The organism is Halopseudomonas xiamenensis (assembly GCF_014219065.1).
GTDB classification, from domain to species: domain Bacteria; phylum Pseudomonadota; class Gammaproteobacteria; order Pseudomonadales; family Pseudomonadaceae; genus Halopseudomonas; species Halopseudomonas xiamenensis.
The window spans coordinates 94,603-116,909 of record NZ_JACLGO010000011.1; the positions used below are offsets into that span (position 1 = coordinate 94,603).

At 63.6% G+C, this 22,307-nt stretch carries 17 protein-coding genes; 3 read left to right on the forward strand and 14 right to left on the reverse strand.

Annotated features, from left to right (window positions below):
* Positions 1-193: 193 nt before the first annotated feature.
* Positions 194-1,741 carry a methyl-accepting chemotaxis protein gene (locus H6X51_RS09650; RefSeq protein ID WP_185267331.1) on the forward strand — a complete coding sequence of 516 codons (1,548 nt, stop codon included), beginning with the start codon at positions 194-196 and terminating at the stop codon, positions 1,739-1,741.
* Between the two features lie 389 nt (positions 1,742-2,130).
* Entirely contained in the window at positions 2,131-3,900 is a 1,770-nt protein-coding gene (locus H6X51_RS09655) for an SLC13 family permease (protein WP_185267332.1), read from the forward strand.
* On the opposite strand, the gene H6X51_RS09660 is transcribed toward H6X51_RS09655, so the two are convergent.
* From H6X51_RS09660 to peaA, 11 genes are all read right to left on the reverse strand, one after another.
* Positions 3,875-4,303, reverse strand: a complete 429-nt coding sequence (locus H6X51_RS09660) for a PaaI family thioesterase (protein WP_185267333.1) — start codon at positions 4,301-4,303, stop codon at positions 3,875-3,877. The genes H6X51_RS09655 and H6X51_RS09660 overlap by 26 nt on opposite strands.
* Positions 4,304-4,331: 28 nt before the next feature.
* Positions 4,332-5,417: a CaiB/BaiF CoA transferase family protein gene (locus tag H6X51_RS09665; RefSeq protein WP_235991291.1), complete on the reverse strand. Its 1,086-nt coding sequence runs from the start codon at positions 5,415-5,417 to the stop codon at positions 4,332-4,334.
* A 114-nt stretch (positions 5,418-5,531) separates the two neighbouring features.
* On the reverse strand, positions 5,532-7,157 hold the full coding sequence (locus H6X51_RS09670; protein WP_185267354.1) for a long-chain fatty acid--CoA ligase: 1,626 nt from the start codon (positions 7,155-7,157) through the stop codon (positions 5,532-5,534).
* A gap of 108 nt (positions 7,158-7,265) precedes the next feature.
* On the reverse strand, positions 7,266-8,402 hold the full coding sequence (locus H6X51_RS09675; protein WP_185267334.1) for an acyl-CoA dehydrogenase: 1,137 nt from the start codon (positions 8,400-8,402) through the stop codon (positions 7,266-7,268).
* A gap of 10 nt (positions 8,403-8,412) precedes the next feature.
* A complete protein-coding gene (locus H6X51_RS09680; protein ID WP_185267335.1) occupies positions 8,413-9,600 on the reverse strand; it encodes an acetyl-CoA C-acyltransferase in 1,188 nt (395 codons plus the stop codon).
* Between the two features lie 9 nt (positions 9,601-9,609).
* Positions 9,610-10,377, reverse strand: coding sequence for an SDR family NAD(P)-dependent oxidoreductase (locus H6X51_RS09685; RefSeq protein ID WP_185267336.1), 768 nt, complete (start codon positions 10,375-10,377; stop codon positions 9,610-9,612).
* Positions 10,378-10,727: 350 nt separating this feature from the next.
* Positions 10,728-12,056: an alginate export family protein gene (locus H6X51_RS09690; protein ID WP_235991292.1), complete on the reverse strand. Its 1,329-nt coding sequence runs from the start codon at positions 12,054-12,056 to the stop codon at positions 10,728-10,730.
* Positions 12,057-12,117: 61 nt separating this feature from the next.
* On the reverse strand, positions 12,118-13,242 hold the full coding sequence (peaD, locus tag H6X51_RS09695) for a quinohemoprotein amine dehydrogenase subunit beta (RefSeq protein WP_235991293.1): 1,125 nt from the start codon (positions 13,240-13,242) through the stop codon (positions 12,118-12,120).
* Positions 13,243-13,265: 23 nt separating this feature from the next.
* Entirely contained in the window at positions 13,266-13,589 is a 324-nt protein-coding gene (qhpC, locus tag H6X51_RS09700; RefSeq protein ID WP_185267337.1) for a quinohemoprotein amine dehydrogenase subunit gamma, read from the reverse strand.
* A 1-nt stretch (position 13,590) separates the two neighbouring features.
* The gene (gene peaB / locus H6X51_RS09705; RefSeq protein ID WP_185267338.1) at positions 13,591-15,021 is read right to left on the reverse strand and encodes a quinohemoprotein amine dehydrogenase maturation protein; all 1,431 of its coding nucleotides are present in this window, start codon (positions 15,019-15,021) and stop codon (positions 13,591-13,593) included.
* A 52-nt stretch (positions 15,022-15,073) separates the two neighbouring features.
* Positions 15,074-16,666 (reverse strand): quinohemoprotein amine dehydrogenase subunit alpha, encoded by a 1,593-nt coding sequence (peaA, locus tag H6X51_RS09710; protein ID WP_185267339.1) that lies wholly within the window; start codon positions 16,664-16,666, stop codon positions 15,074-15,076.
* Between the two features lie 431 nt (positions 16,667-17,097).
* On the opposite strand from peaA, the gene H6X51_RS09715 reads away from it, so the two are divergent.
* A complete protein-coding gene (locus tag H6X51_RS09715) occupies positions 17,098-18,591 on the forward strand; it encodes an aldehyde dehydrogenase family protein (protein ID WP_185267340.1) in 1,494 nt (497 codons plus the stop codon).
* On the opposite strand, the gene qhpG is transcribed toward H6X51_RS09715, so the two are convergent.
* Genes qhpG through H6X51_RS09730 form a run of 3 tightly spaced genes read right to left on the reverse strand, consistent with a single transcriptional unit; the run spans position 18,581 to position 22,307 of the window.
* Positions 18,581-19,918: a flavin-dependent monooxygenase QhpG gene (gene qhpG / locus H6X51_RS09720; RefSeq protein WP_185267341.1), complete on the reverse strand. Its 1,338-nt coding sequence runs from the start codon at positions 19,916-19,918 to the stop codon at positions 18,581-18,583. The two genes, H6X51_RS09715 and qhpG, sit on opposite strands and share 11 nt — an antisense overlap.
* The gene (qhpE, locus tag H6X51_RS09725) at positions 19,900-20,568 is read right to left on the reverse strand and encodes a subtilisin-like serine protease QhpE (RefSeq protein WP_328795651.1); all 669 of its coding nucleotides are present in this window, start codon (positions 20,566-20,568) and stop codon (positions 19,900-19,902) included. Before qhpE ends, qhpG begins: the two co-directional genes overlap by 19 nt.
* 2 nt (positions 20,569-20,570) lie before the next feature.
* A complete protein-coding gene (locus tag H6X51_RS09730) occupies positions 20,571-22,307 on the reverse strand; it encodes an ABC transporter ATP-binding protein (protein WP_185267357.1) in 1,737 nt (578 codons plus the stop codon).

Sequence of the window (22,307 nt, forward strand, 5' to 3'; positions counted from 1 at the left end):
CTGGGCACCATATTTCCGACAAAGCCTCCGCCCATGCGGGGGCTTTGTCGTTTTCAGCTCCAGTGCCCCGCCCCTCTCCGCACAAAGCGGCCCGCGTCCGCGACCAAAGGCTTATTGCCATCACCGATGGTGGATACCGATACTGCTGCCCTGACCATGACTGCATAACAATAATGTCCAGGAGGCACACCCCATGGCCCGCGCAACGGCTGCCCGGCTATTCTGCATCCTTATCCAGCTCGCCCTGGGCCTGTGGCTGGCCCTGCAGTTCGGCATCGCCGTGCTGCTGCCGATCCTGCTGCTGGGCATACTACCCTGGCTGATACAGCCAAGGCGCACCCCCGATCCCGTCAACACCAACAGCGCGGACAATGCGCTGACCGACCTGGCCCGCAACCTGTCCCACGCCACCAGCTGCAATGCGGTAGCCGCCGCCGAGGTCTGTTTCTCGGTGGAGCAACTGGCGACCAGCATGGCCTCGCAACTGGCTGCCATCACCCAGGTCGCCGGCAATGCCGAACATATCGCCCACCAGGTGGAGAGTACCGCCCACCATGCCGATACCGCTGACCGCGCCGCCGACGCCGCCACCAGCAGCAGTGAAACCGGCAAGCAGGCCCTGGATCAGGCAGTAGCCGTGATCCACGGCCTGTCACGCCAGGCCGACAGTAGCCTGGCCATGCTTGCCCAGCTGAATGACAAGGCCGGCACCATAGTGCAGGTCACCCGGGTGATCGATGAGATTGCCAGCCAGACCAACCTGCTGGCGCTCAATGCCGCCATCGAGGCTGCCCGGGCTGGAGAAATGGGCCGCGGCTTCGCCGTGGTCGCCGATGAGGTCCGCAGCCTGGCCGCCCGCACCGCGACATCCACCTCGGAGGTCGCCGGCATCATCGATGAAATGCATCGGGAAACCCAGCGGGTCACCGAAGATATCGGTGCGCTGGTCGCGCAGATCCAGACCAGCGTCGGCCTGATCGAACAGGCCAGCGATCAGTTGCTGGAAATCAACCGCAACGGCCAGGCGGTCAAGCATGAAACCGCGCAGATCGCCGCCAGCAGTGCGGCCAACCGCGATCAGTTGAGCAGCCTGTCCTGCGCGGTAGAACAGGTGCGTGGCGACCTGGCGGACAGCGACCGGCAGACCCGACGCCTGACCACCGAGGCGGATAACCTGGTCGAACTGGCCGAACAGGTCAGCGAGATGCTCGCCGAAGTGGCCCTGGCTCCCTACCACCAGCAGGTTTACGACGCCGCCTGCCAGGCCGCGGCGCAGATCGCCCGGCAGTTCGAGGATGACCTGGAGCAGAGCCGCATCAGCCTGGAGGCACTGTTCGATCAGCAGCTCACACCGATACCCGGCAGCTCCCCGCAGCGCTACCGCAGCCGCTTCGACCAGTATACCGACGACATCCTGCCGGCGATCCAGGAGCCGCTGCTGAACGCCAACCCCAAGCTGATCTATGCCATCGCCATCACCCCCGCCGGCTACGTGCCCACCCATAACCTGGCGGTGAGCCGTCAGCCCACTGGCGATATCGAGCACGACACCCGCTACTGTCGCAGCAAGCGCCTGTTCAATGACCCGGTCGGCGCGCGCTGCGGCAGCCATCAACAGGCGTTGCTGCTGCAGACCTACAAACGCGATACCGGCGAGGTGGTGCATGACCTTTCCGTACCGATCCGGATCGGGGGTCGGCACTGGGGCGGGCTGCGGCTGGGTTATCCGCCGGAGCATTGAGCTGGGTGTCATGCACTTGACACCCTCCCCCGCTGCAACACCACACCGTCATTCTTACCTGAACTCCGTCATTCCCACCTGAACCCCATCATTCCTACCTAAACCTCGTCAGTCCCAGCTAAACCCCGTCATTCCCACCTAAACCTCGTCATCCTTCGCGAAGGCGAAGGATCCACAGGCCACTCCGAGGCAGCCGGCATCCTGGATCCTTCGCCTTCGCGAAGGATGACGGGGAGAGACGAAGGGTGACCGGGAGAGAAGCGAAGGATGACGGAGAGAAGCGTTAGCCGCAGCTTCCTGAAAAACCTGTGCTTTTTCCTGAAAAACCTGTGCTTTCCGGCTGGTTTTCACCTAGTCTGACCTCTGTTCCAGGCTGGGAAAGTTAGGTCATGACAATAGAAATTGCGCTGGTGTTGGGCATTGCCCTGGTGGCCATAGTGCTGTTCGCAACCGAGAAGTTGCGCATTGATGCGGTAGCACTGCTGGTGCTTTCCGGCCTGGCCATCCTTGGCCTGGTCAACCCGGGCCAGGCCTTGAGCGGCTTCAGCAACCAGGCCACGATCACGGTGGCGGCCATGTTCATCCTGGCCGCGGGACTGCAGAACAGTGGCGCCCTGTCCGGCATCGGGCGCCTGCTCAGCCAGGCGAAGTCGCCGCTGCTGTTCCTGCTTACCCTGTTCGGCGTGCTCGCGGTGGTGGCGCCCTTCGTCAACAACACCGCGGTAGTGGCGGTGTTCATGCCCATTGTCATGGCCGCCACCGCCAGCATCGGCATGTCCGCCTCCAAGGCGCTGATCCCGCTGTCTTATGTATCGCAGATGGCCGGCGTCTGTACCCTGGTGGGCACCTCGACCAACCTGCTGGTCAACGCCATGGCCCGCGACCTGGGTCACGCCGGTTTCAGCATGTTCGAGTTCACCCCGTTGGGGGTCATCTGCATGATCGCCGGCTGCTTCTACCTGCTGACCATCGGCCGCTGGCTGCTGCCTGACACCCGCGCCACCGAGCTGGTCGAGCATTATGAGCTGGGCAAATACATCACCGAACTGCGGGTAATGCCCGACTCCTCGCTGATCGGCACCTCGGTCGGCGAAGCCAAGCTCGGCGAGGAGTACGGCGTCTATGTGCTGGAGCTGCTGAGGGGAGAAGAGAAGGTCTGGTCACCACGTTCCCAGGTGTTGGAGGAAGGTGATGTACTCATCGCCCGGGGCGACTGGTCCAAGCTCGATGAACTGAAGAACCAGACCGGGCTGGAAATCAATTCGGAGTTCAAGCTCAGGCAACGCACCCTGGAGGAAGGCACCCAGCAGGTGCTGACCGAGGTGATGATCGCCCCCCGCTCCCGGCTGATCGGCAGCAGCCTGGCCCTGCTCGACCGTCGCTGGCAGCACAACGCCACGGTGCTGGCCATCCACCGGCGGGGCGAGGTGCTGCGCAAGCAGCTCAAGGAGGTACGCCTGAACGTGGGTGACGTGCTGCTGATGCTGACACCGGAAAGCGAAATGGCCGGTCTGCGCCAGGACACCAACGTCATCGTCCTCAGCCAACGTGATCAGGACAAGCCGATGGGCTGGCGGGCACCCTTCGCCCTGGTCACCATGGCCCTGGTGATCGGTATCTCGGCACTCGGCTGGGCGCCGATCGCCATCACCGCGCTGATCGGCGCGGTAGCCATGACCCTGGCCGGCTGCCTGGAGGCCGACGAGGTGTATGATGCCATCGACTGGCGCATCATCATCCTGCTGGCGGGCCTGCTGCCGCTGGGTGTGGCCATGAGCCAGAGCGGTGCGGCGGAGTTCATCGTCGCCAACACCCTGGGCATGGTCAGCAGCTTCGGGCCCTTGGTAGTGCTGGCGGTACTCTATCTCATGGCGTTGCTGCTGACCGAATTCATGAGCAATGCCGCGGCCGCGGTGATCCTGACGCCGATCGGCATGTCCACCGCCACCCTGCTGGGCGTGGACCCGACGCCCTTCCTGATCGCCGTGACCTTCGCCGCCTCCACCAGCTTCGCCACCCCGGTGGGCTACCAGACCAACACCATGGTCTACAGTGCCGGCGGTTACAAATTCACCGACTTCATCAAGGTCGGCCTGCCGCTGAACCTGATCTTCTGGGTACTGGGGGTGATCTTCATTCCGGTGTTCTGGCCGTTTTGACTGGCGGGACCGAATAGGTGCCGGTGACATGGGCCACCGGCTCGTCGGCACCTTCCGAATAAAGGAACACCTCACCCATGATCAGACTTCTGCCCACCTTAAGCAGCCGGCATTCGCCGATGATCCGCGCATCCGCCGCTGGCTTGCGCAGGAAGTTGATGGTCAGGCTGGTGGTGACGGCCAACGGCACTATGCCGATCTCGCCCAGGATGGCGACATACAGGGCAACATCAGCCACGCCCATGAGCACCGGTCCGGAGACGGTACCGCCCGGGCGCAGCTCATCCGGGCCAACGGCGTGCGAGACGATGGCACCGCCCTCACCCACCGCATCCACCCGGCATTTACTCTGCGGAAACTCCTGCGCCATGAAGGCGGCAACGTCAGCTTTGCTGGCTGGCATGGTGCTCTCCTGTCGAATTCAACGCTGGTCAATCTGACCAGATATCCGCCTGCGGATCGACCCTCACCGAGGGCCGGATGGCTGATGCGCTGCGGGAAAAACGCGGCGCCGGGGCACTGTGCAATACCCCGTCGACCTTCTGCCAGGTCTGGCGGGCGGCCATGTGCGGATGGTCGGCGGACTCTTCCAGCTCCAGCACCGGGGCGAAGCAGGCGTCGCTGCCTTCCAGCAGTTCGCACCATTCATCGCGGCTGCGCTGGGCGAACAGCTGCTCCCAATGCCCGGTCTGGATATCCTGCTCCCGACTGGTGAGCGCCTGCGCCTGCAAGGCCTCAGCGGCACCACTGCGCTGCACCAGTTCCTGATAGAACGCCGGCTCCAGCGCCCCCACCGCGATCTGTCGGCCGTCGGCACAGCGATAGCAGCGATACCAGGGTGTTGCGCCGCCAAGCAGGTTGCGGCCCTGGCGCATGTCCATACGCCCGGTCGGCAGCAGGCCACTGAAGAAGGACATCAATGACGCCGTGCCGTCGACGATGGCGGCATCCACCACCTGCCCCTTGCCCGAGCGCTCGCGCTCCAGCAATGCCGCGAGGATGCCGACAGTGAGAAACATAGAACCGCCGCCGAAATCACCTACCAGGTTCAGTGGCGGTACCGCCTCACCCTGCGCCGGACCGATAGCGGCCAGCGCGCCGGTCAGGGCGATATAGTTGATGTCATGCCCGGCGGTCTGGGCCAGCGGGCCGGCCTGCCCCCAACCGGTCATGCGTCCGTAGACCAGCCGCGGATTGACTGCGGCCAGCTCCTCCGGCCCCAGCCCGAGGCGCTCCATCACGCCGGGGCGAAAACCCTCGATCAGTACATCGGCACGCCGGGCCAGCTCCAGGCAACGCTGGCGACCGGCCTCGCTGCGGATATCCAGGGTGATACAGGTACGCCCGCGATCGACCACCGGATTGGGCCAGCCGTTACCACCGGGGCGCTCGATACGCAGCACCTCGGCACCCATGTCCGCCAGTTGCATGGCGCAGTGCGGGCCCGGGCCGATACCGGCGAACTCCAGCACCCGCAGGCCGGCCAGCGGTCCGCTGGTGGTTTCCATCGTGCTCATGAACAGCCTCTCATCGGATAACGGGTTGTCGAGCACCTGCTCGACGACAAATCTCTCAGCCTGCCGAGCACTGGCGTAGCGCAGGCGCGCTACACCCCCAGGTTTGCCATCCCTTCACGCCTGGGCCTGGAGCGGTTGCTCGGCCAGGTGGTTGTAGTAGCGCTCGCGCAGCACCTTCTTGTCGATCTTGCCGGTGGCGGTCAGTGGGATTACGTCGATGATCATGTCATCGGGCATCCACCATTTGACGATCTTGTCTTCCAGGTGCGCCTGCATGGCTTCCCGGCTCACCTCAGCACCCGGGTGCGGTTCGATGATCAGCAATGGCCGCTCTTCCCACTTCGGGTGATAGACACCGACCACCGCCGCCAGGCGCACACCGGGACAGGCTACCGCGGCGTTCTCGATATCGATCGAGCTGACCCACTCGCCACCGGACTTGATCACATCCTTGGTGCGGTCGGTGATGCGCATGAAGCCAAGCTCACAGAGGGTAGCGATGTCGCCGGTGTCGAACCAGCCGTCGGCATCCAGCGCGCTGGTTTCGCTGCGGAAATAACGCTCCACGGTCCAGGGGCCGCGCACCATCAGGGTACCGGCGCTCTTGCCGTCAGCCGGCAGGCGCTTGCCCTGCTCGTCCACCACCTTCAATTCGATGCCGTACTGCAGGCGGCCCTGGCGGCTCCAGATCACGTCATTGACCGCCTCTTCGCCGAGTTCGGCCAGCTTCGGAGTCGGTGTCGCCACCACGCCCAGCGGGCTGGTCTCGGTCATGCCCCACAATTGGCGCACAGCCACGCCGTACTTGTTCTGGTACTTCTCGGCCATGGCCCGTGGTACCGCCGAGCCACCGATGATCAGGTGGGTCAGCTTGCCGGCATCCTCGCCGGTCGCTTCCAGGTGATCCAGGTACATGGTCCAGATGGTCGGCACGCCGCCGGAGAAGGTCACGCCTTCGTTCTGGATCAGCTCCTGCAGGCTCTGACCATCCATCTTGTCGCAGGGCAGCACGAACTTGCAGCCGTTGATCGCTGCCGCGAAGGGCACGCCCCAGGCGGTGCCGTGGTACAGCGACGAGCAGGGCATGATGCAATCGAAGGCGGAGAAATTGAAGGCACTGCTCAGCCCGCCGGCCAGGGCGTGCAGGACGATCGAACGGTGGCTGTAAAGCACGCCCTTGGGGTTGCCGGTGGTGCCGGAGGTATAGCAGAGAATCGCCCCGGCATTTTCATCAAACTGCGGCCATTCCTGCAGCGACTCTTCCCGGGCCAGCAGTTGCTCATAGCCGTGCAACTCGATGCCAGGCATCTCCGGCAGCTCGCCGTCAGCCAGCATGATGAAGTGGCGGATGTTGCCCAGCTGCGGCAACAGGCGCAGTACCAGCTCGGCAAAGTTGCGCTCAAACAGCAGCACGCTGCTGCCGGCATGGTTGATGGTGTAGGCGATCTGTTCATCCGACAGCCGCGGGTTGCCGGTGTGCAGCACCGCACCCGTGCCCGGCACGGCGAAGAACAGCTCGTAATGACGATGGGTGTTCCACGCCAGGGTCGAGACGAAATCCCCCGGCCCGATACCCAGCCGCCGGATCATGTTCGCCGCTCGGCCGGCACGCTCGGCCAGGCCGGCATAGTTGTAGCGCCACAGCGGCTCATCCACCAGGCGGGAGACGATCTCCCGGTCACCATGGGCGGTAGCGGCATGCTGCAGGATGCTGCTGATCATCAGGGGGAATTGCTGCATGCTGCCAGATTGAAAATTCTGCATTGTTCTGTTCCTTGTTTTTGTTATCGGACTGCTTGGCAGCAGTATTCACCGCTGCCTTGATTAACTGTTACCGGACTGGGGGGATCACTGCCCTCCCAGGTTGCGGGCAATCACCAGCCGCTGGATATCGCTGGTGCCTTCGTAGATCTGACACACCCGCACATCGCGATAGATGCGCTCCAACGGGAAGTCCTTCAGATAGCCATAGCCGCCCAGGGTCTGGATTGCCGCCGAGCAGACCTTTTCCGCCATTTCCGAGGCGAACAGCTTGGCCATTGAGGCCTCAACCAGTGCCGGCTGGCCGGCGTCACGCAGGGCGGCGGCGTGGTGCACCATCTGCCGGGCCACGGCGATCTGCGTGGCCATGTCGGCCAGGCGGAAGGCCACCGCCTGGTGCTCGGTCAGGGTCTTGCCGAAGGCCTGGCGTTCGTTGGCATAATCGCGCGCCGCCTCGAACGCCGCCCGCGCCATACCCACCGCCTGGGCGGCGATACCGATGCGGCCCCCTTCCAGGTTGGCCAGGGCGATACGATAACCCTCGCCCTCCTCGCCCAGACGGTTGGCCAGCGGCAGGCGCAGGCCATCGAAGGCGATCTGGCAGGTATCCGAGGCATGTTGGCCGAGCTTGTCCTCGACCCGTACCACCTGATAGCCGGGGCTGTCAGTGGGGACAATAAAGGCGCTGATGCCCCGCTTGCCGGCCTCCGGGTCAGTCACCGCGAACACGATCACGGTGCCGGCATGACTGCCGGAGGTGATGAACTGCTTGGCGCCATCCAGCACATAACCGTCACCATCGCGGCGCGCGCGGGTGCGCAGCGAACCGGCGTCGGAGCCGGCATGCGGCTCGGTCAGGGCGAAGGCGCCGATCTGCTCGCCGCTGGCCAGCGGTGGCAGGAAACGCTGTTTCTGCTCATCACTGCCAAAGCGCAGGATAGGCGCACAGCCCACCGAGTTGTGCACACTCATGATGGTCGAGCAGGCACCATCGCCGGCGGCGATCTCCTCCAGCGCCAGGGCATAGGTCAGGTAGCCGGTATCGCAACCGCCCCACTGCTCCGGCACCAGCATGCCGAGAAAGCCCAGCTGGCCCATTTCCGCCAGCGCCTCGGCGGGAAAGCGATGCTCGCGGTCCCAGTCGGCGGCAAACGGCAACAGCCGCTCCCGGGCGAACTGGCGTGCTACCCCGGCGATCTCGCGTTGCTCATCGGTCAACAGCATACCCGCCTCCTCAGTCGATCAGTTCGATGGCCATGGCCGTGGCTTCGCCACCGCCGATGCAGATGGCCGCCATCCCGCGGCGCAGGCCCCGCGCCCGCAGAGCCGCCAGCAGGGTCACCAGGATGCGCGCGCCCGAGGCGCCGATCGGATGGCCCAGGGCGCAGGCGCCGCCATGCACGTTGACCCGCGCCGGGTCCAGCCCCAGCTCCCGCACCGCGATCATGCTGACCACGGCAAAGGCCTCGTTGATCTCGAACAGATCGACCTCATCCAGCGACCAGCCGGTGCGTTCCTGCAGTTTGCGGATGGCGCTGATAGGGGCAACCGGAAACAGGCCTGGCTCGTCGGCAAAGGCCGCATGACCACGAATCGCTGCCAGCGGCTTGAGCCCCCGGCGCAGCGCCTCGGACTGGCGCATCAGCAACAATGCTGCGGCACCATCGGAAATCGAACTGGAGTTGGCCGCCGTCACTGTGCCACCGTCACGGAAGGCCGGCTTCAGGCTGGGGATACGGCTCGGATCGACCTTCAGCGGTGTCTCATCCACCTGCATCTGTACCGTCCGCCGCCCGACTTGGGCGTTGACCGGCGTCAGCTCCTCGGCGAACAGCCCCTGCTCGATGGCCGCCTGCGCCCGCTGCACCGATTGCAGAGCCCAGGCGTCCTGCTGCTCCCGGCTGAAGCCATGGCTCTGAGCACAGTCCTCGGCAAAGGAGCCCATCAGCCGGCCCTTGTCATAGGCGTCTTCCAGGCCATCGAGGAACATGTGATCGAGCATGCGCCCATGCCCCATGCGCAAACCCTGACGGGCACCATCGAGCAGATAGGGTGCGTTGGACATGCTCTCCATGCCACCGGCCACCACCACATCGACACTGCCGGCCAGCAGCCGGTCATGGGCGATGATCGCCGCCTGCATGCCCGAGCCGCACATCTTGTTCAGCGTGGTACACACCGTGGACTTGGCCAGCCCGGCAGCCAGCGCCGCCTGGCGCGCCGGTGCCTGACCGAGGCCGGCGGGCAGCACGCAGCCCATCAGCACTTCCTGCACCGCCTCGGCGGCCAGGCCGCTGCGCTCGACCGCGGCGCGAATCGCCGCCGCGCCCAGCTGTGGTGACGGTATGCCGGCCAGCTCACCCTGCAATGCACCCATCGGGGTGCGGGCACTGCCCACGATGACAATCGGATCCTGTTGCATATCGCCTCCTCAGCGTGCCGCCATGCGCAGTGCGCCGTCGAGACGGATCACTTCGCCATTGAGCATGGGATTTTCGATGATATGGCGCACCAGCGCCGCGTATTCCTCGGGCAGGCCCAGACGTGGCGGGAACGGCACATCCCGGGCCAGCGAGTCACGCACCTCCTGGGTCATGCCCGCCATCATCGGGGTTTCGAAAATGCCCGGGGCGATGGTCATGACGCGGATGCCATGGCGCGCCAGCTCGCGAGCCGCCGGCAGGGTCATGCTGACCACGCCGCCCTTGGAGGCGGCATAGGCGGCCTGGCCGATCTGCCCGTCGTAGGCGGCCACCGAGGCGGTATTGATGATCACGCCGCGCTCGCCCTGCCCATTCGGCTCGCCTGCAGCCATCACCTCGGCCACCAGCCGCAGCATGTTGAAGCTGCCGAGCAGATTGATGCGCAGCGCCCGGTCGAAGCTGGCCAGGCCGTGCGGGCCATTACGACCCAGGATCTTCTCCCCGGGGGCGATGCCGGCGCAGTTGACCAGCCCGTGAAGACTGCCGAAATCCCGCCGGGCCGCCGCTACCGCTTCAGCGGCCTGCTGTTCATCGGCAATATCGGCGATATAGGCCCGGGCACGATCGCCCAGTTGCTCGACCTGCTGTTGCAGGGCATCACCATTGAGATCGACCAGCGCCACCCTGGCCCCAGCCTCGATCAGCATGGCAGCGGCCGCCGCGCCCAGGCCCGAGGCACCACCGGTGATCATGAAAGTGTTGTCGTTCAGCTGCATGAAAGCTCCTGGCTCGGGCCAGCGCACGGCCCGTCAGATTGTTATGCAACCATTCTGGTATCCGGCCGCCGGGCCGGGCAATGGTCGTTTGTTTCAACCTGCCTGACTGTTTTGGACACTGTTAACCCAGTATGGTTGGTCTGGAGGTCAATGCTGTTCACTTACGCCCGTCACCCTCGGCGAAGACACCGTCATCCTTCGCGAAGGCGAAGGATCCACCGGCCACTCCGACTCAGCCGGAACCATGGATCCTCGGCCTTCGCCGAGGATGACGGGGGTAGCGAAGAGTCTTAAGTGAACAGCATTACGGTCTGCAAGTCCGCTCCACACTGGAGCGACCAGAATGCGGATCAGAAGCTCACGAACATGAGCAGCTGGGCGTACAGGTTATCGCCGCGCCCTCCCAGTTGCGTACCGCCCTGGGCCGCCGACTTGTCCGGGCTGAACAGCCCGACCAACGGGATCAAGGTGACATGCTCGGATACAGCCCACTCGGCATAGATATCCAGCTCCTGACCAGACATATCCCCATCGGCGGTATCGCGGGTAGTGAAGTCGAAGGCCGCCAGGCCGAGGGTCAGATCCTCCCGGGGGCTCAGCAGCAGGCCCAGGTGATGGACCTTGGCATTACTGCTGAACGGCCCGCCATAGTTGGCCGCTACCTCCCCCTGGTACCAGGTGCCGAAGCCCCGGGTAAAACCATAGAACAGGGGATCGTAGCCAGAGGAGAATTGGCTGTAACGGTAGCTCAGCGCCGGTTGCCAGGCGCGTTCAGTAAAGGTCCAGCCTGCTTCCAGATACCAGGCGTTCTCAGTCCCGGAAGATAAACGCTGATGGGCGTATTCGGCGGACAGGAACAGCTGCTCCACGCCGGCGTTACCCTGCCCGCGCACATTGTAGACCTTCATCCCGTCACGCTCTTCCAGACCGAGCGCCTCGGCATAAGATCGGCTCACATCCAGTCCCTTGATGGCACTCAAACCGAAGGTGGCCTTGTCGCCAACATGCTCCAGGTTGGCGACTGCCAGTTCGGTATTGGCCTGGAAGCGGTTATCCGACTCCAGCCACATCAGGTCGCCGCGCCAGCCTTCGGCACCGCCCAGGCTGACCACCGCGGTCCGGTCAAAGGCAGTGCGGCCGCCCAGGTAGTAGGCGCCGCCACGGTCGAACTCGTCACCGAGCCCCCGCCCCATGCTGACCATATCGGTGCCGAGAATGAAACCATCACCCAGGGTAACGCCCTGCCGGCCAGCGGACAGCACCACACCATCTTCCCCCAGTGCGGAGAACAGTTGCGCGGAACTCCAGCGCAACCAGGCCTGTTCCAGGTCAGTCTCGCGCTCACTGCCATTGGAAAAGCCGGCCGCATCGCCATCGCCCCAGGTGCCGGAACTCAGCGCGGTAAGCGCGCCCTCCCAGCGCCCCAGTCGGCTGCTGTAGCCGAAGCTGATGCCATATTCCAGGTAGGCCTCGCGCCAGGACACGTCAGTCGCATCGGTGGCACCGTCCATGTTATAGCGCTTGTCGCTGTGAAAGATGCCCGCTGCCCCATTGATATCCAGGTTCAGATAACCATCGGGAGTGGAGATCAGTTCATAGGCAGGAGCCTCGAATGCCAGCCCAAGCCCCAGAATGGCAGGCAGCACGAAGCTGCGCCGAAAGATGTGATCGGCAAACATAGTCAGACCTCTTGTTTTTATCGGATAGGGATGCCGCTCCGGGTGACGGAGCGGCCAAGCATCAACGGATGAAAACCTGTGGTGTGGTGGTCGACATATCCCCACCCGGCAGGGTGATGCTGCCGACCTTCTTCAGGGTCTCGGGATCATGTATGCCGATGTCATTGAAGGTGCCGGCCAGATACAGCTTGTCCCCGGCGTGGTTGAACGCCAGCACATAGTAGGTGTGATCCAGCTCCTGGAAGGCCACTAGCTTCTGGGTGGCTATGTCGTACTTGGTCAGACGGTTGAGGACCGCATACATGGCGCTCGGGTCCTTCGGCGAGCGCGCCCCGGTGAAATACACCTCAGTGATTGGAGCGAAGTCCTGGGTCTCGGTCTCGCCGGTCTCCAGGTTGATATTGTAGAAACCGAACATGAACTCCGCGGTCTCCATATCCTCGGTATCATCGGTGAACTTGGGCGCCGCGTAGAGGATGGTGAAATCCCGGCTGACCTGCTGCTTGGGCCAGAGATACAGCACGTCGGGCTGACCGTAGCCCTTGCGCTGCCAGTCACGCACGCCGATGGCGACCTCGCGCTCGCCGGTCTGCACGTCGATCCGGTAGATATTGTCCGCAGCCAGATACAGCGAACCGTCATCCGCTGCCTGCATCAGATAGGACTGGCGTGGTGCCGGGAACATGCGGATCGGCTTGGCATCCAGCCCGGCATCGGTACTGTACACCTGCAGCCGCGGATCACCCACGACGTAATGGTCCAGGTTCTTCTGCGATGGGTTGGCCACGCTGTAGAGTTCCTTGCCATCGGCGCTGACAGCAAAGGAATACATTGACCGAGCCAGTTCCCCCGGGGCTTGCGCCAGGACGGCGCGGAAGGACATATCGCAGCTGTCCAGTTCGATGCCATAGATAGTGCTGTAACGATTGCTCAACACATAGGCGCGGGATTTGTCTGGACTGACGATGGCCGTCCCGGGCCCGAACTGGTCCGGCAGGTCGCAGCTCTTGTACACCTGGTCGGTGGCCACGTCGATCACATGCAGGTTGTTGGGGTAGTTGGTCACCACCATGTATTCCTGGCCGGATTGCAGCGCTCGACCGGCATTGTCAGCCATGGCTGGCGCTGTCATAACCGCTGCCATCACCGCGCCAGCCGCTAACATCTTGTTGTTTTTCTTGAACATATCGAAATCCTCTAGCCCCGGGCTCACTTGTCTGAGGGGAAAACCGTATCCAGTTTGCGCCAGTCCTGGCTGGAGTCGCTGGCGCCCTTGTTCCAGTCGGGGTGGGTGCTCATCAGGTCGGGAACCTGAGCCGGCCACCAGCAGGGGTCCGCGCAACCGTACAGATCGGCTTCCATCGGCTGGCACAGTCCGGTCACGCCTCCGAACACATCCGTTTCCCACCCCGGATCGACCGTGCTGGTACAGCCGACGGTGGCATTCATGGCCAGCACTTCCTCGACCCTATCCTGGGCGACGGCTTGCTCGAGCGTGTGCGCTTTATTGTTGATTGCTTTGAGATGTTTCATATCAGTGCACCTTCCGCGGAACGATATGGCGGGTAATGAAATCGGGATTGCTGCTCATGATCCTGGCGTAGACTTCAATGCCGAAATCCACCCAGTCGCGTAGCAGTTCGCAATAGTGATAGTTGGGGTGTTGCGGATCGCCGTAGCGGGCGTAGCTCTCGTGATAGCAGCCACCCGAACACAGGTTGCGTATGCGGCAGGTCTGGCAACCGGTATTGCTGCGATCCAGGCGATCCGACAGGAATTGCGTCAGCGAGGCATTGTCCACTTCGCCGTGCACGTTACCGAAGGTGGGCAGCGATGAGCCGGTGAAGCGGTGACACAGGTTCAGCTCGCCCTTGTAATCCACCGCCAGCATCTTCAGGCCGGCTCCGCAGGGCAGCGACTTCTTGTGCCCCTCGTGGATATCGGTCAATAGCTGATGGAGGTTGGAGAAGCCGATGTTCTCGCCCTGCAGCGCTGCCTCCAGATAGCGCCGCCCCAATGCCTTGAAGTTGGCAAACAGGGCTATCAGCTCCTCTCCGGTCAGGTTGAAGCTGCTGATATCACCCGAGGTCACCGGTGCGAAGCCTACCTCGGCAAACCCCAGCTCATTGATCAGGTGATCCCAGATTTCCTCAACCTGAGTGGTGCCCCGGGTCAGGGTGACCCTGGCACCCACCGGCCGGCTGTCGTAGCGCGCCAGCAGCATCTGCGCCTTGCGCCGCACCACCTCGTAGGTACCCTGGCCGCTGACGGTGATGCGGTTCTTGTCATGGATGGCCTTGGGGCCGTCCATGCTGATAGAAAGACCAAAGCGGTGCCGGTTGAGGTAATCGACGATGTCTTCGGTGAGCATGGTGGCATTGGTGGTCATGATGAAGTCCACCTGCTTGCCCAGCTCAGCAAAACGCCGCTCGCAATAATCCACCATGTACTCGATCAATGGACGATTGCTCAATGGCTCGCCACCGAAGAACACCACCGAGTAGCGTTCTTCCTCCGGTGATTGCTGCAGCAGCATCTCCACCGAGGCAATGGCAGTTTCCGCTGCCATGCGCTTACCGGCATTGGGCTTGTCCAGGTCCTCTTTGTAGCAGTAGGTACAACTGAGGTTGCAGCCCGTGTTGACGTTGAGCACCACGGTATTCAACGCGGTCTTGCTGACGCCGCCGGTAAACACGTCCCCGGTGAGCGGCGAGCCATCGCTCACCACCTCCAGCGTCAACAGGTCCTTGAGCGCCTCGTCAATGTCCCGTGCAGGAAAACGCCCCGCCAACGCCGTCTGGATGTGTTCGCGGGAATCCGCGCCACTACGCAATGCCCCCAGGATGCTGGTCGTCAGCTCATCCTGGGTAAACAGCGAACTCGTTGGAATGTGAAACAGCATCTGTTCGGCATCGATCTGCACCTGGTGCAGGTTGTGCTCGACAATATTCAGTTTGATACCCATGGGACCACCTCGCTGAGTCTGTTGATTCCGTTTACATCGGAGCCGCCCGACCTCACGGGATCGGCGGTATCACCCAGCGCTGAACGCCGACAATCATCTGGCCTTCACCGGTCACGACCTGGCCACCCTGGTCAACCGTAGCCAGCACTTTCAGGTTGCCGACGTTGTTGGCCATCATCGGGCGTTCGGGGTTGGGACCCGCATCACCCGGTATGAACACGCCAGTCTCCCGGTCCATGACACCGGCGAACTTGACGTCCTCGAGCCTGTCAGCCTCGTCGTCGAACGGTTCCACCGACCAGGTCGCCGGTACAAAGCCTATCCGGTAAGGCGTCTTGCCATCCTCACCGATGCCCCAGGCCTCGGCATCAAAACGGCCCTCGACCTTCTCCGTCGGGCTGCCATTGCCGCCAATCCGGGCCACCGCGTAATCCGGCACCACCCGCACTTCGCTGATCTGCCGATAGACCGCCAGGGTAGTGCCATTGGCCTGACCAACCGCCACTTCCCGCACCCCCACCGGCGCATCGGCGGCGACCCGCACCTGTACCTGCATCCGGTTCGCCGAGCTGTCCAGCACCTTGAGAACCTCGATGCCCTCGCCCAGTTGCGGCGTGCCATTCAGCCCACTGCCGATCAGCGTCAGTTCCTGCTCCTGGCCCACCTTCACGTAGCCTGGCTGCACCGCCAGCAACGTGGGTGCGGCTTCGGCAACCGCGTGGAAGTCCAGGCCTCGCTCGTCATGCTCGCGTTCGAACATGCGGCCGTTCATCTCGTTGTCCACCACACTGAACACCTGACGCAGGATGGTCCCGTCGATATCGACATTGGCCCGCCATTCATGGCCGTTGTGCAGCAGCGCGGTACCGCTGCCGGTGAATAGCTCGCCATTGGCGTAGCGTCCATCCAGCTCGAGTTCGAAACGGTCGTCGCCGACGTATTTGGCCGTCATGCTGCCGGCCACCTCGCCCTTGCCGGTGTAGTGCCCACGGAACACCCAGCGGCTGGCCAGGCTTTCCGCGCTCGGGCGCTGTTCCATCCACTTGAACCAGGCTTCACTTTCCAGCGGGAAGCGCTTGGCCAGATGGGGAACGGTTTCGTTCAAGGCAATGTTCAGCCAGTCACGATCGCGACTGAGGGCCTGATATTCCAGCGCCGGCCAGTGGCCGAGGTGAAAGTTCACCAGATGATGCCACTCCTGCTCGGTGCGCCCTTGCATGGCGATGCGCCCTCCCGAGTGGCAGCGCACGCACATTTCACCCAGCTGCGGATCCTCCATCAGGGTCTCCTGCTGGTTGAGACGGCGCTCCAGCGCATAGCGATAGTCTGCGGTTTCGGACGGGGCCATACCTTGCTTGTCGGCCAGATACTTGACCAGGGTACGTCGCTCTTCATCGGTAAGGGGGACGTCATGGGCGGTCTGCATGCGGGCAATGGTCATCAGCCAGCCCTCGGGTGTCTTGCGCTGATGACTGATCCGGCTGTACTTGTCGTTGCCCTCTGCCTGGTGACAGGCCACGCAGCGTGTGGCCAGGAGCTCTTCGGCCGATGCCGACTCCGCCGCCAGTGTCGTGCCATGCTGCAGGAGCAACGATAGCCCCAGCAGCCCTCCCATTACCCCTTGCCTCAAGAGTCTTGTTTTCATCGGGTCGTGCCTCCCACGGTGTCTTCTTCTGATAGTTATTCTTCAGCTTCGGCTCGCCCAATCCGGGTGCGGGGAACCTGCCGTGCTTGCACTCTCCCAAGCAAGGCTCATGCCATCAAAGTAAAGCACATTAAAATCAATGACATATGAAAAACGATGCCACAACCTGATCTCCTGTCCACCCCATATTGTCTTATTGCGCGACAACATGATCTCACTCTGTGACACACCGCCTTCGTACCGGCCTTGCCAGCACGGCGTGTAGCACCGCGTCTCAGGATTGTTTCACTTTGCGACACTCCCGGAGCACACCACGGCCGCCATTGCACCCGCTGACGCATGGCTGCCGTAGCTACCAGCGGCCATGGGCGCTCTTGGCATAGAGGTTGCACCTGTGGTTGGGACTCTAAACATCAGAGAGAGAGAACAAGATGACTGATGCATTTCCCCTCCACCCGAAGACCCGGGAGTTTCTCGATCGCCGCTGCAGCATGCTGATAGGAGGCGAATGGACTGCCGGTGAGCAGGGCCGGACCATGGCGTTGCTGAACCCGGCAACCGCCGCTCATCTGGTCGATGTACCGAAGGGGACGCCCGGCGATATCGATCGCGCCGTACAACAGGCGCGCCAGGCCTTCGATGATTCAAGCTGGAGCAGCATGAGGCCACGGGAACGGCAGAACCTGCTGCTCAAGCTGGCGGACCTGCTCGAACGCGATGCGGACATACTGGCCGAACTGGAATGCCTGAATAACGGCAAGAGCGCGCAGATGGCCCGCGCGGTGGATGTACAGCTGTGCATCGACTTCTTCCGCTACATGGCTGGCTGGGCTACCAAGATAACCGGCACCACGGTAAACCCGTCGGTACCGCTGATGCCTGACGCCCACTTTCATGGTTACATCGCCCGCGAGCCGGTGGGTGTGGTGGGTGCCATAGTGGCGTGGAACTTCCCCCTGCTGCTGGCCTGCTGGAAAATCGGCCCGGCCCTGGCCACAGGTTGCACCGTGGTCCTCAAGCCAGCCGACGAAACCCCGCTGACCGCCCTCAAGCTGGCGGAGCTGGTGCAGGAGGCAGGCTATCCGCCGGGTGTGCTCAACGTGGTGACCGGTATCGGTGCCGAAGTCGGCGCCGCCCTGTCAGCCCACCCGGACATCGACAAGATCACCTTCACCGGCTCCACCCCGGTTGGCAAGCTGATCGGCAAGGCAGCGCTGGAGTCCATGACCCGCATCACCCTGGAGCTGGGCGGCAAGTCGCCCACCATCGTTCTCGATGACATGGACCCGATGGAAGCGGCAGTGGGTGCAGCCAATGCCATCTTCTTCAACCAGGGCCAGGTCTGTTGCGCCGGCTCCCGCCTGTACGTTCAGCGCCGTCAGTTCGACCGGGTCATGGCGGAGATATGCGATATCGCCAATGGCATGAAGCTGGGTAACGGGCTGGACAGCAGCGTGGACATGGGCCCACTGATCTCCGCCAAACAGCAGGCCCGGGTGGACGGCTATATCGAAATGGGCCGGGAGCTGGGTGCCACCATCGCCTGTGGCGGCACCTCCGCGGGGCCGGGCTTCTTTGTCCGCCCGACGCTGATCACCGATGTGGACCAGAAATGCCCGCTGGTCCAGGAGGAAATCTTCGGTCCGGTGCTGGTGGCACAGCCCTTCGATGATATCGAGGATGCAATACGGCTGGCCAATGACAGCCCCTTTGGCCTGGGGGCCAGCATCTGGTCCAACAACCTGAGTCAGGTCCACCGCATGATCCCGCGGATCAGGGCGGGCTCGGTGTGGGTCAACTGCCATACCGCACTGGACCCGGCCCTGCCGTTCGGTGGATACAAGATGTCCGGGATCGGTCGGGAAATGGGTGAGGCGGCGATCGAGCATTACACCGAGTCGAAATCCGTGCTCATCAGGGTGTGACGCTGCGGCCGGATACGCCGGTATCCGGCCCATAACCCAGGCTCTGCAACCACCCGGCCACCGGACCCCGCTGGGCAGGTTGCAACTGCGCCAGCACCTGCTCCCAGGATCGCTCGCGCAGGGCTTCCACCACAGGTGCCAGCTCCACGCCATTCAGATGCCAGATGCCCAGCGGCTGATCCGGGGTAATCACCACCCGCGCCCGGCTGATCCGGTCCCCTGAGACGACCGGCGCCCAATCGGTGGTGACCGCCTCCCGGGTCACCGGCACATGCGTCTGGCGCTGGTCCGGCCAACGCTGGCGGTCCCTCCAGAACGCCTGCTGCGGGGCGGCCTCCACCTGCGCATAGAAATCCCTGCCCAAGCGGGCGAAGCGGTAAAACAGCTCGGTTACCCGGCGACGATGGAAGGCCTGCGCCAGCGGCGCATCGGCCGGGTACTGCAACACCGTATTGATCACCGCCGGTGCCTGCAACGCAGAGGACAGCGACTGGAAAATACCATTGCCCGACAGCGGGTCCACGGCCATTGCCGCATCCCCGACACGTATACTCCTGCTGCCGCAGAGGTCCGAGGCCAGGGTGCAGGTTGAACTGCGCGCACGCAGCTCCACTGCTGCGCCGGGATCGTCAGCGAAGAATGCCGCGGCCAACCGGGTTGCAGCCCGCTGCTCGGCGCACCAGGCTGCCAGTTGCGCTCTGGCCGGCATCGCCGTGTGCCGCGCATCCAGAGTCCATTGCCAGTACTGCTCGCCATTAGGGAGCCGCGCCAGCCAGCACCAGCCGGAGTCCAGGCTTTCCGCCGCGCTGGCTGCTTCACCTTGCGGCCCACGCCATCGGCACAGCAGACTGAGCGTTTCCGGCCCCCGGGCCGCCTCCGCGGACTGCGGAGCCTGGCGTCCGCGGGCATCGACCACGAAGTCCACCTCAAGCTCGCCGGCTCCATCAAGCGCCAGCGACAGCTGCTCGGGATGCGTCTGGTGCACCGCCAATACCCGCGCCTCAACCAGCTCGATGTCGGCCTGGTGAAGATCGTCGCGCAGCGCCCGGTCGAAGACCGGCCGCTCCAGCAACCATTCCCGGTTACGCAGACTGTGCTGGCCCGCCCAGAGAACCTGGCGGTTCGGCGCCGGGATGGCGACCTCGCTGGCGCGCCGCAGTCCGATACCGCGCAACGCCTGCAATACCCGCTCGGAGGTACCTTCGATGGCATTGAAGCGTCGCCAATCGCTGATCACCGTCACCTGGTAGCCGAGTCGCACCAGCCCCAGCGCGGCAGCGGCACCGGCGGGGCCGCCCCCCAGCACGGCTATTCGTTTCTTTCGCATAGTGGCTCCCTGCGCTGTGGGCCAATACGACTGGCCTGTTGCCTGAAATGCTCGAGCACCTGCTCTGCGCCCGAGTCCGGCCGGGTTGACCAGAAGGATGCGAGCAGGCCGCTGAAACGGGCACACGCCATGGATGCCCCGCCCTCGCTGCCCTTGCCGACCGCCGCCCCGAACTCGGCCATCTCGCCCTGCAGCCAGCTCCATTGCCCAGGCTGGCAGCGTGCATCCCCTGTTACCGCGACAACCCCGGGGTAGCTGGCGGGATAGACTGGTTGGCCCATGGCCGGGCTGGAGGCGCACAGGATCACACCGCGGCGGGCAGCCTGGTCGCAGGCATCACGCAGCGCAGGACGATCGGCATGCAAACCGAGGCTGCAATTGATCAGCGCCACCCGCTGTTCGAGCAACCACTGCAGCGCCGCTGTCAGCTGTGCCGCGGTGGTCGCCGCGCGCCGACCAAACACCTGCGCTACCACCAGCTCAGCTGCGGGTGCCTGCTCCAGCAGGATACGAGTGACCACACTGCCGTGGCCCAGATGGTCATCTTCGAGCGCCTGGCTGCGCACGCCCTGCTGCCCCATGACAAACGCCCGCCCGGCCCGCAACCGCAGCCAGTGCTCCCGGTGCAAGCCGGTATCGATGATGCCCACCCTCAACCTGGTACTCCTTGCAACGGGCTGGCTGCCGTGACGGCCAGATGCCCGTCGAGCAGTTGGTAATGCAGGTCAGCATCATCGGCGATGCCCGGTCGATGGCTGATGACGATACGCGTGCGCCCAGCGAAAAGAACATCGATCTCGCGGATGATGGCCTGCTCGGTGCGCACATCCACCGCCGAGGTAGCCTCATCCAGCACCAGCACATCAGGCTCCTGCAACAGCGCCCGGGCAATCGCGATGCGCTGGCGCTGGCCTCCTGACAACTGCTGGCCCCGTTCACTCAACTGGGCATCGAGGCCTTCCGGCAGGCTGGCCACCAGTTCCTCCAGCTGGGCCTGCCTCACCACCTGCTCGATCTGCTCCAGGGTGGCATGCGGCGCCCCATAGCGCAGGTTGTCGGCGAGCGAGGCACGGAACAGGACGATATCCTGGCTGACTACCGCCAGTCGTTTGCGATAGTCGCTCAGGTTCAGTTGACGGATATCCACACCCCCGTAGCTGACATACCCTCGATCCGGATCATAGAAGCGCTGCAACAGATCGATGAGGGTCGATTTGCCGCTGCCGGACGGGCCGGACAGGACGATCTTCCTGCCCACCGGGAAGCGTGCTGTGCCGCGTTCAATAATCACCTGCTGCCGATCGGCATGCCGGAAGGAAACATCATGCAGCACCAGCTCGGCGGGTGCCGCCGGCATCGGCAGCGGGGTATCGGCAACGGCAATCTCGGGCTTCTCGTCACGCAGCTCGGTAACCCGGGTCAGGCTGACCGCCATGCGCTGCACCGCAACGTACAGGCCCAGCAGGCTTTGCGCCGGGCCGACGACCATACCCAGATAGGTGGCGAAAGCGATAAGCGAACCCAGTTGCCATTGGCCACTGATTACCCAATAGCCGCCGATCAGGAAGGCCAGCGCCCGGGTGATCGAGGTCATGGTGCTGGGGATGGCGTTGGTGAAGAACTCCACCACCTGCAAGCGCAGCAATTGGCGCAGATACCCCTGCCCCAGTCCGTGCAGGCGATCCGCTTCATGGCGCTGGCGACCAACCGCCTGGACGAACTTGATGGCCGGTAGCGTTTCAACCAGGAACGAGGACATGTCGCTGGAGCGCTCACGCAGCGTCCGCGTCTCGTCGGCCACCTTGCGGCGCATCCAGCGCAGCCAGAGCATTTCCAGCGGGACCAGTACCGCCACCAGCAGCGCCAGCTTCCATGACAGCATCACCAGCATGACGGTAGCGCCTATCAGGCCGATGATGCTGGAAGTGGCGGAAAACAGCGCGTCGATGGCGAAGCGCTGGATCTCGGCGATATCACCATCGAGACGGCTGAGCAGGTCGCCCATGCGGCGGCGACCGAAGAAGCGTGGCGATAGCTGCTGCAGGTGCCCGTACACATCCTCACGTAAGGCGAACAGGACACGCCCAGATAGCCGTGTATGCAGATAACGGTTGATACCCGACAGCAGCGTTGCCACCGTGGTGGCGACGATCATACCCAGCACTACCATCCCCAGTACCGGGAAACTGCCGGCCAGCAAGCCGTCATCGATCAGCATCTTGGTCAGCCACGGCTGGATCAATACCAGCAGGGAAGCCGATATCGACAGGGCCATGAGACCGAGAATGGCTCTGCGCTGCGGGCGTACAAAGCTGTACAGCCAGCGCAGACCACTGCGCACCGAGTCCGATGGCTCGCTGCTGACCAGTCGCGCTACCAGGCCGACCAG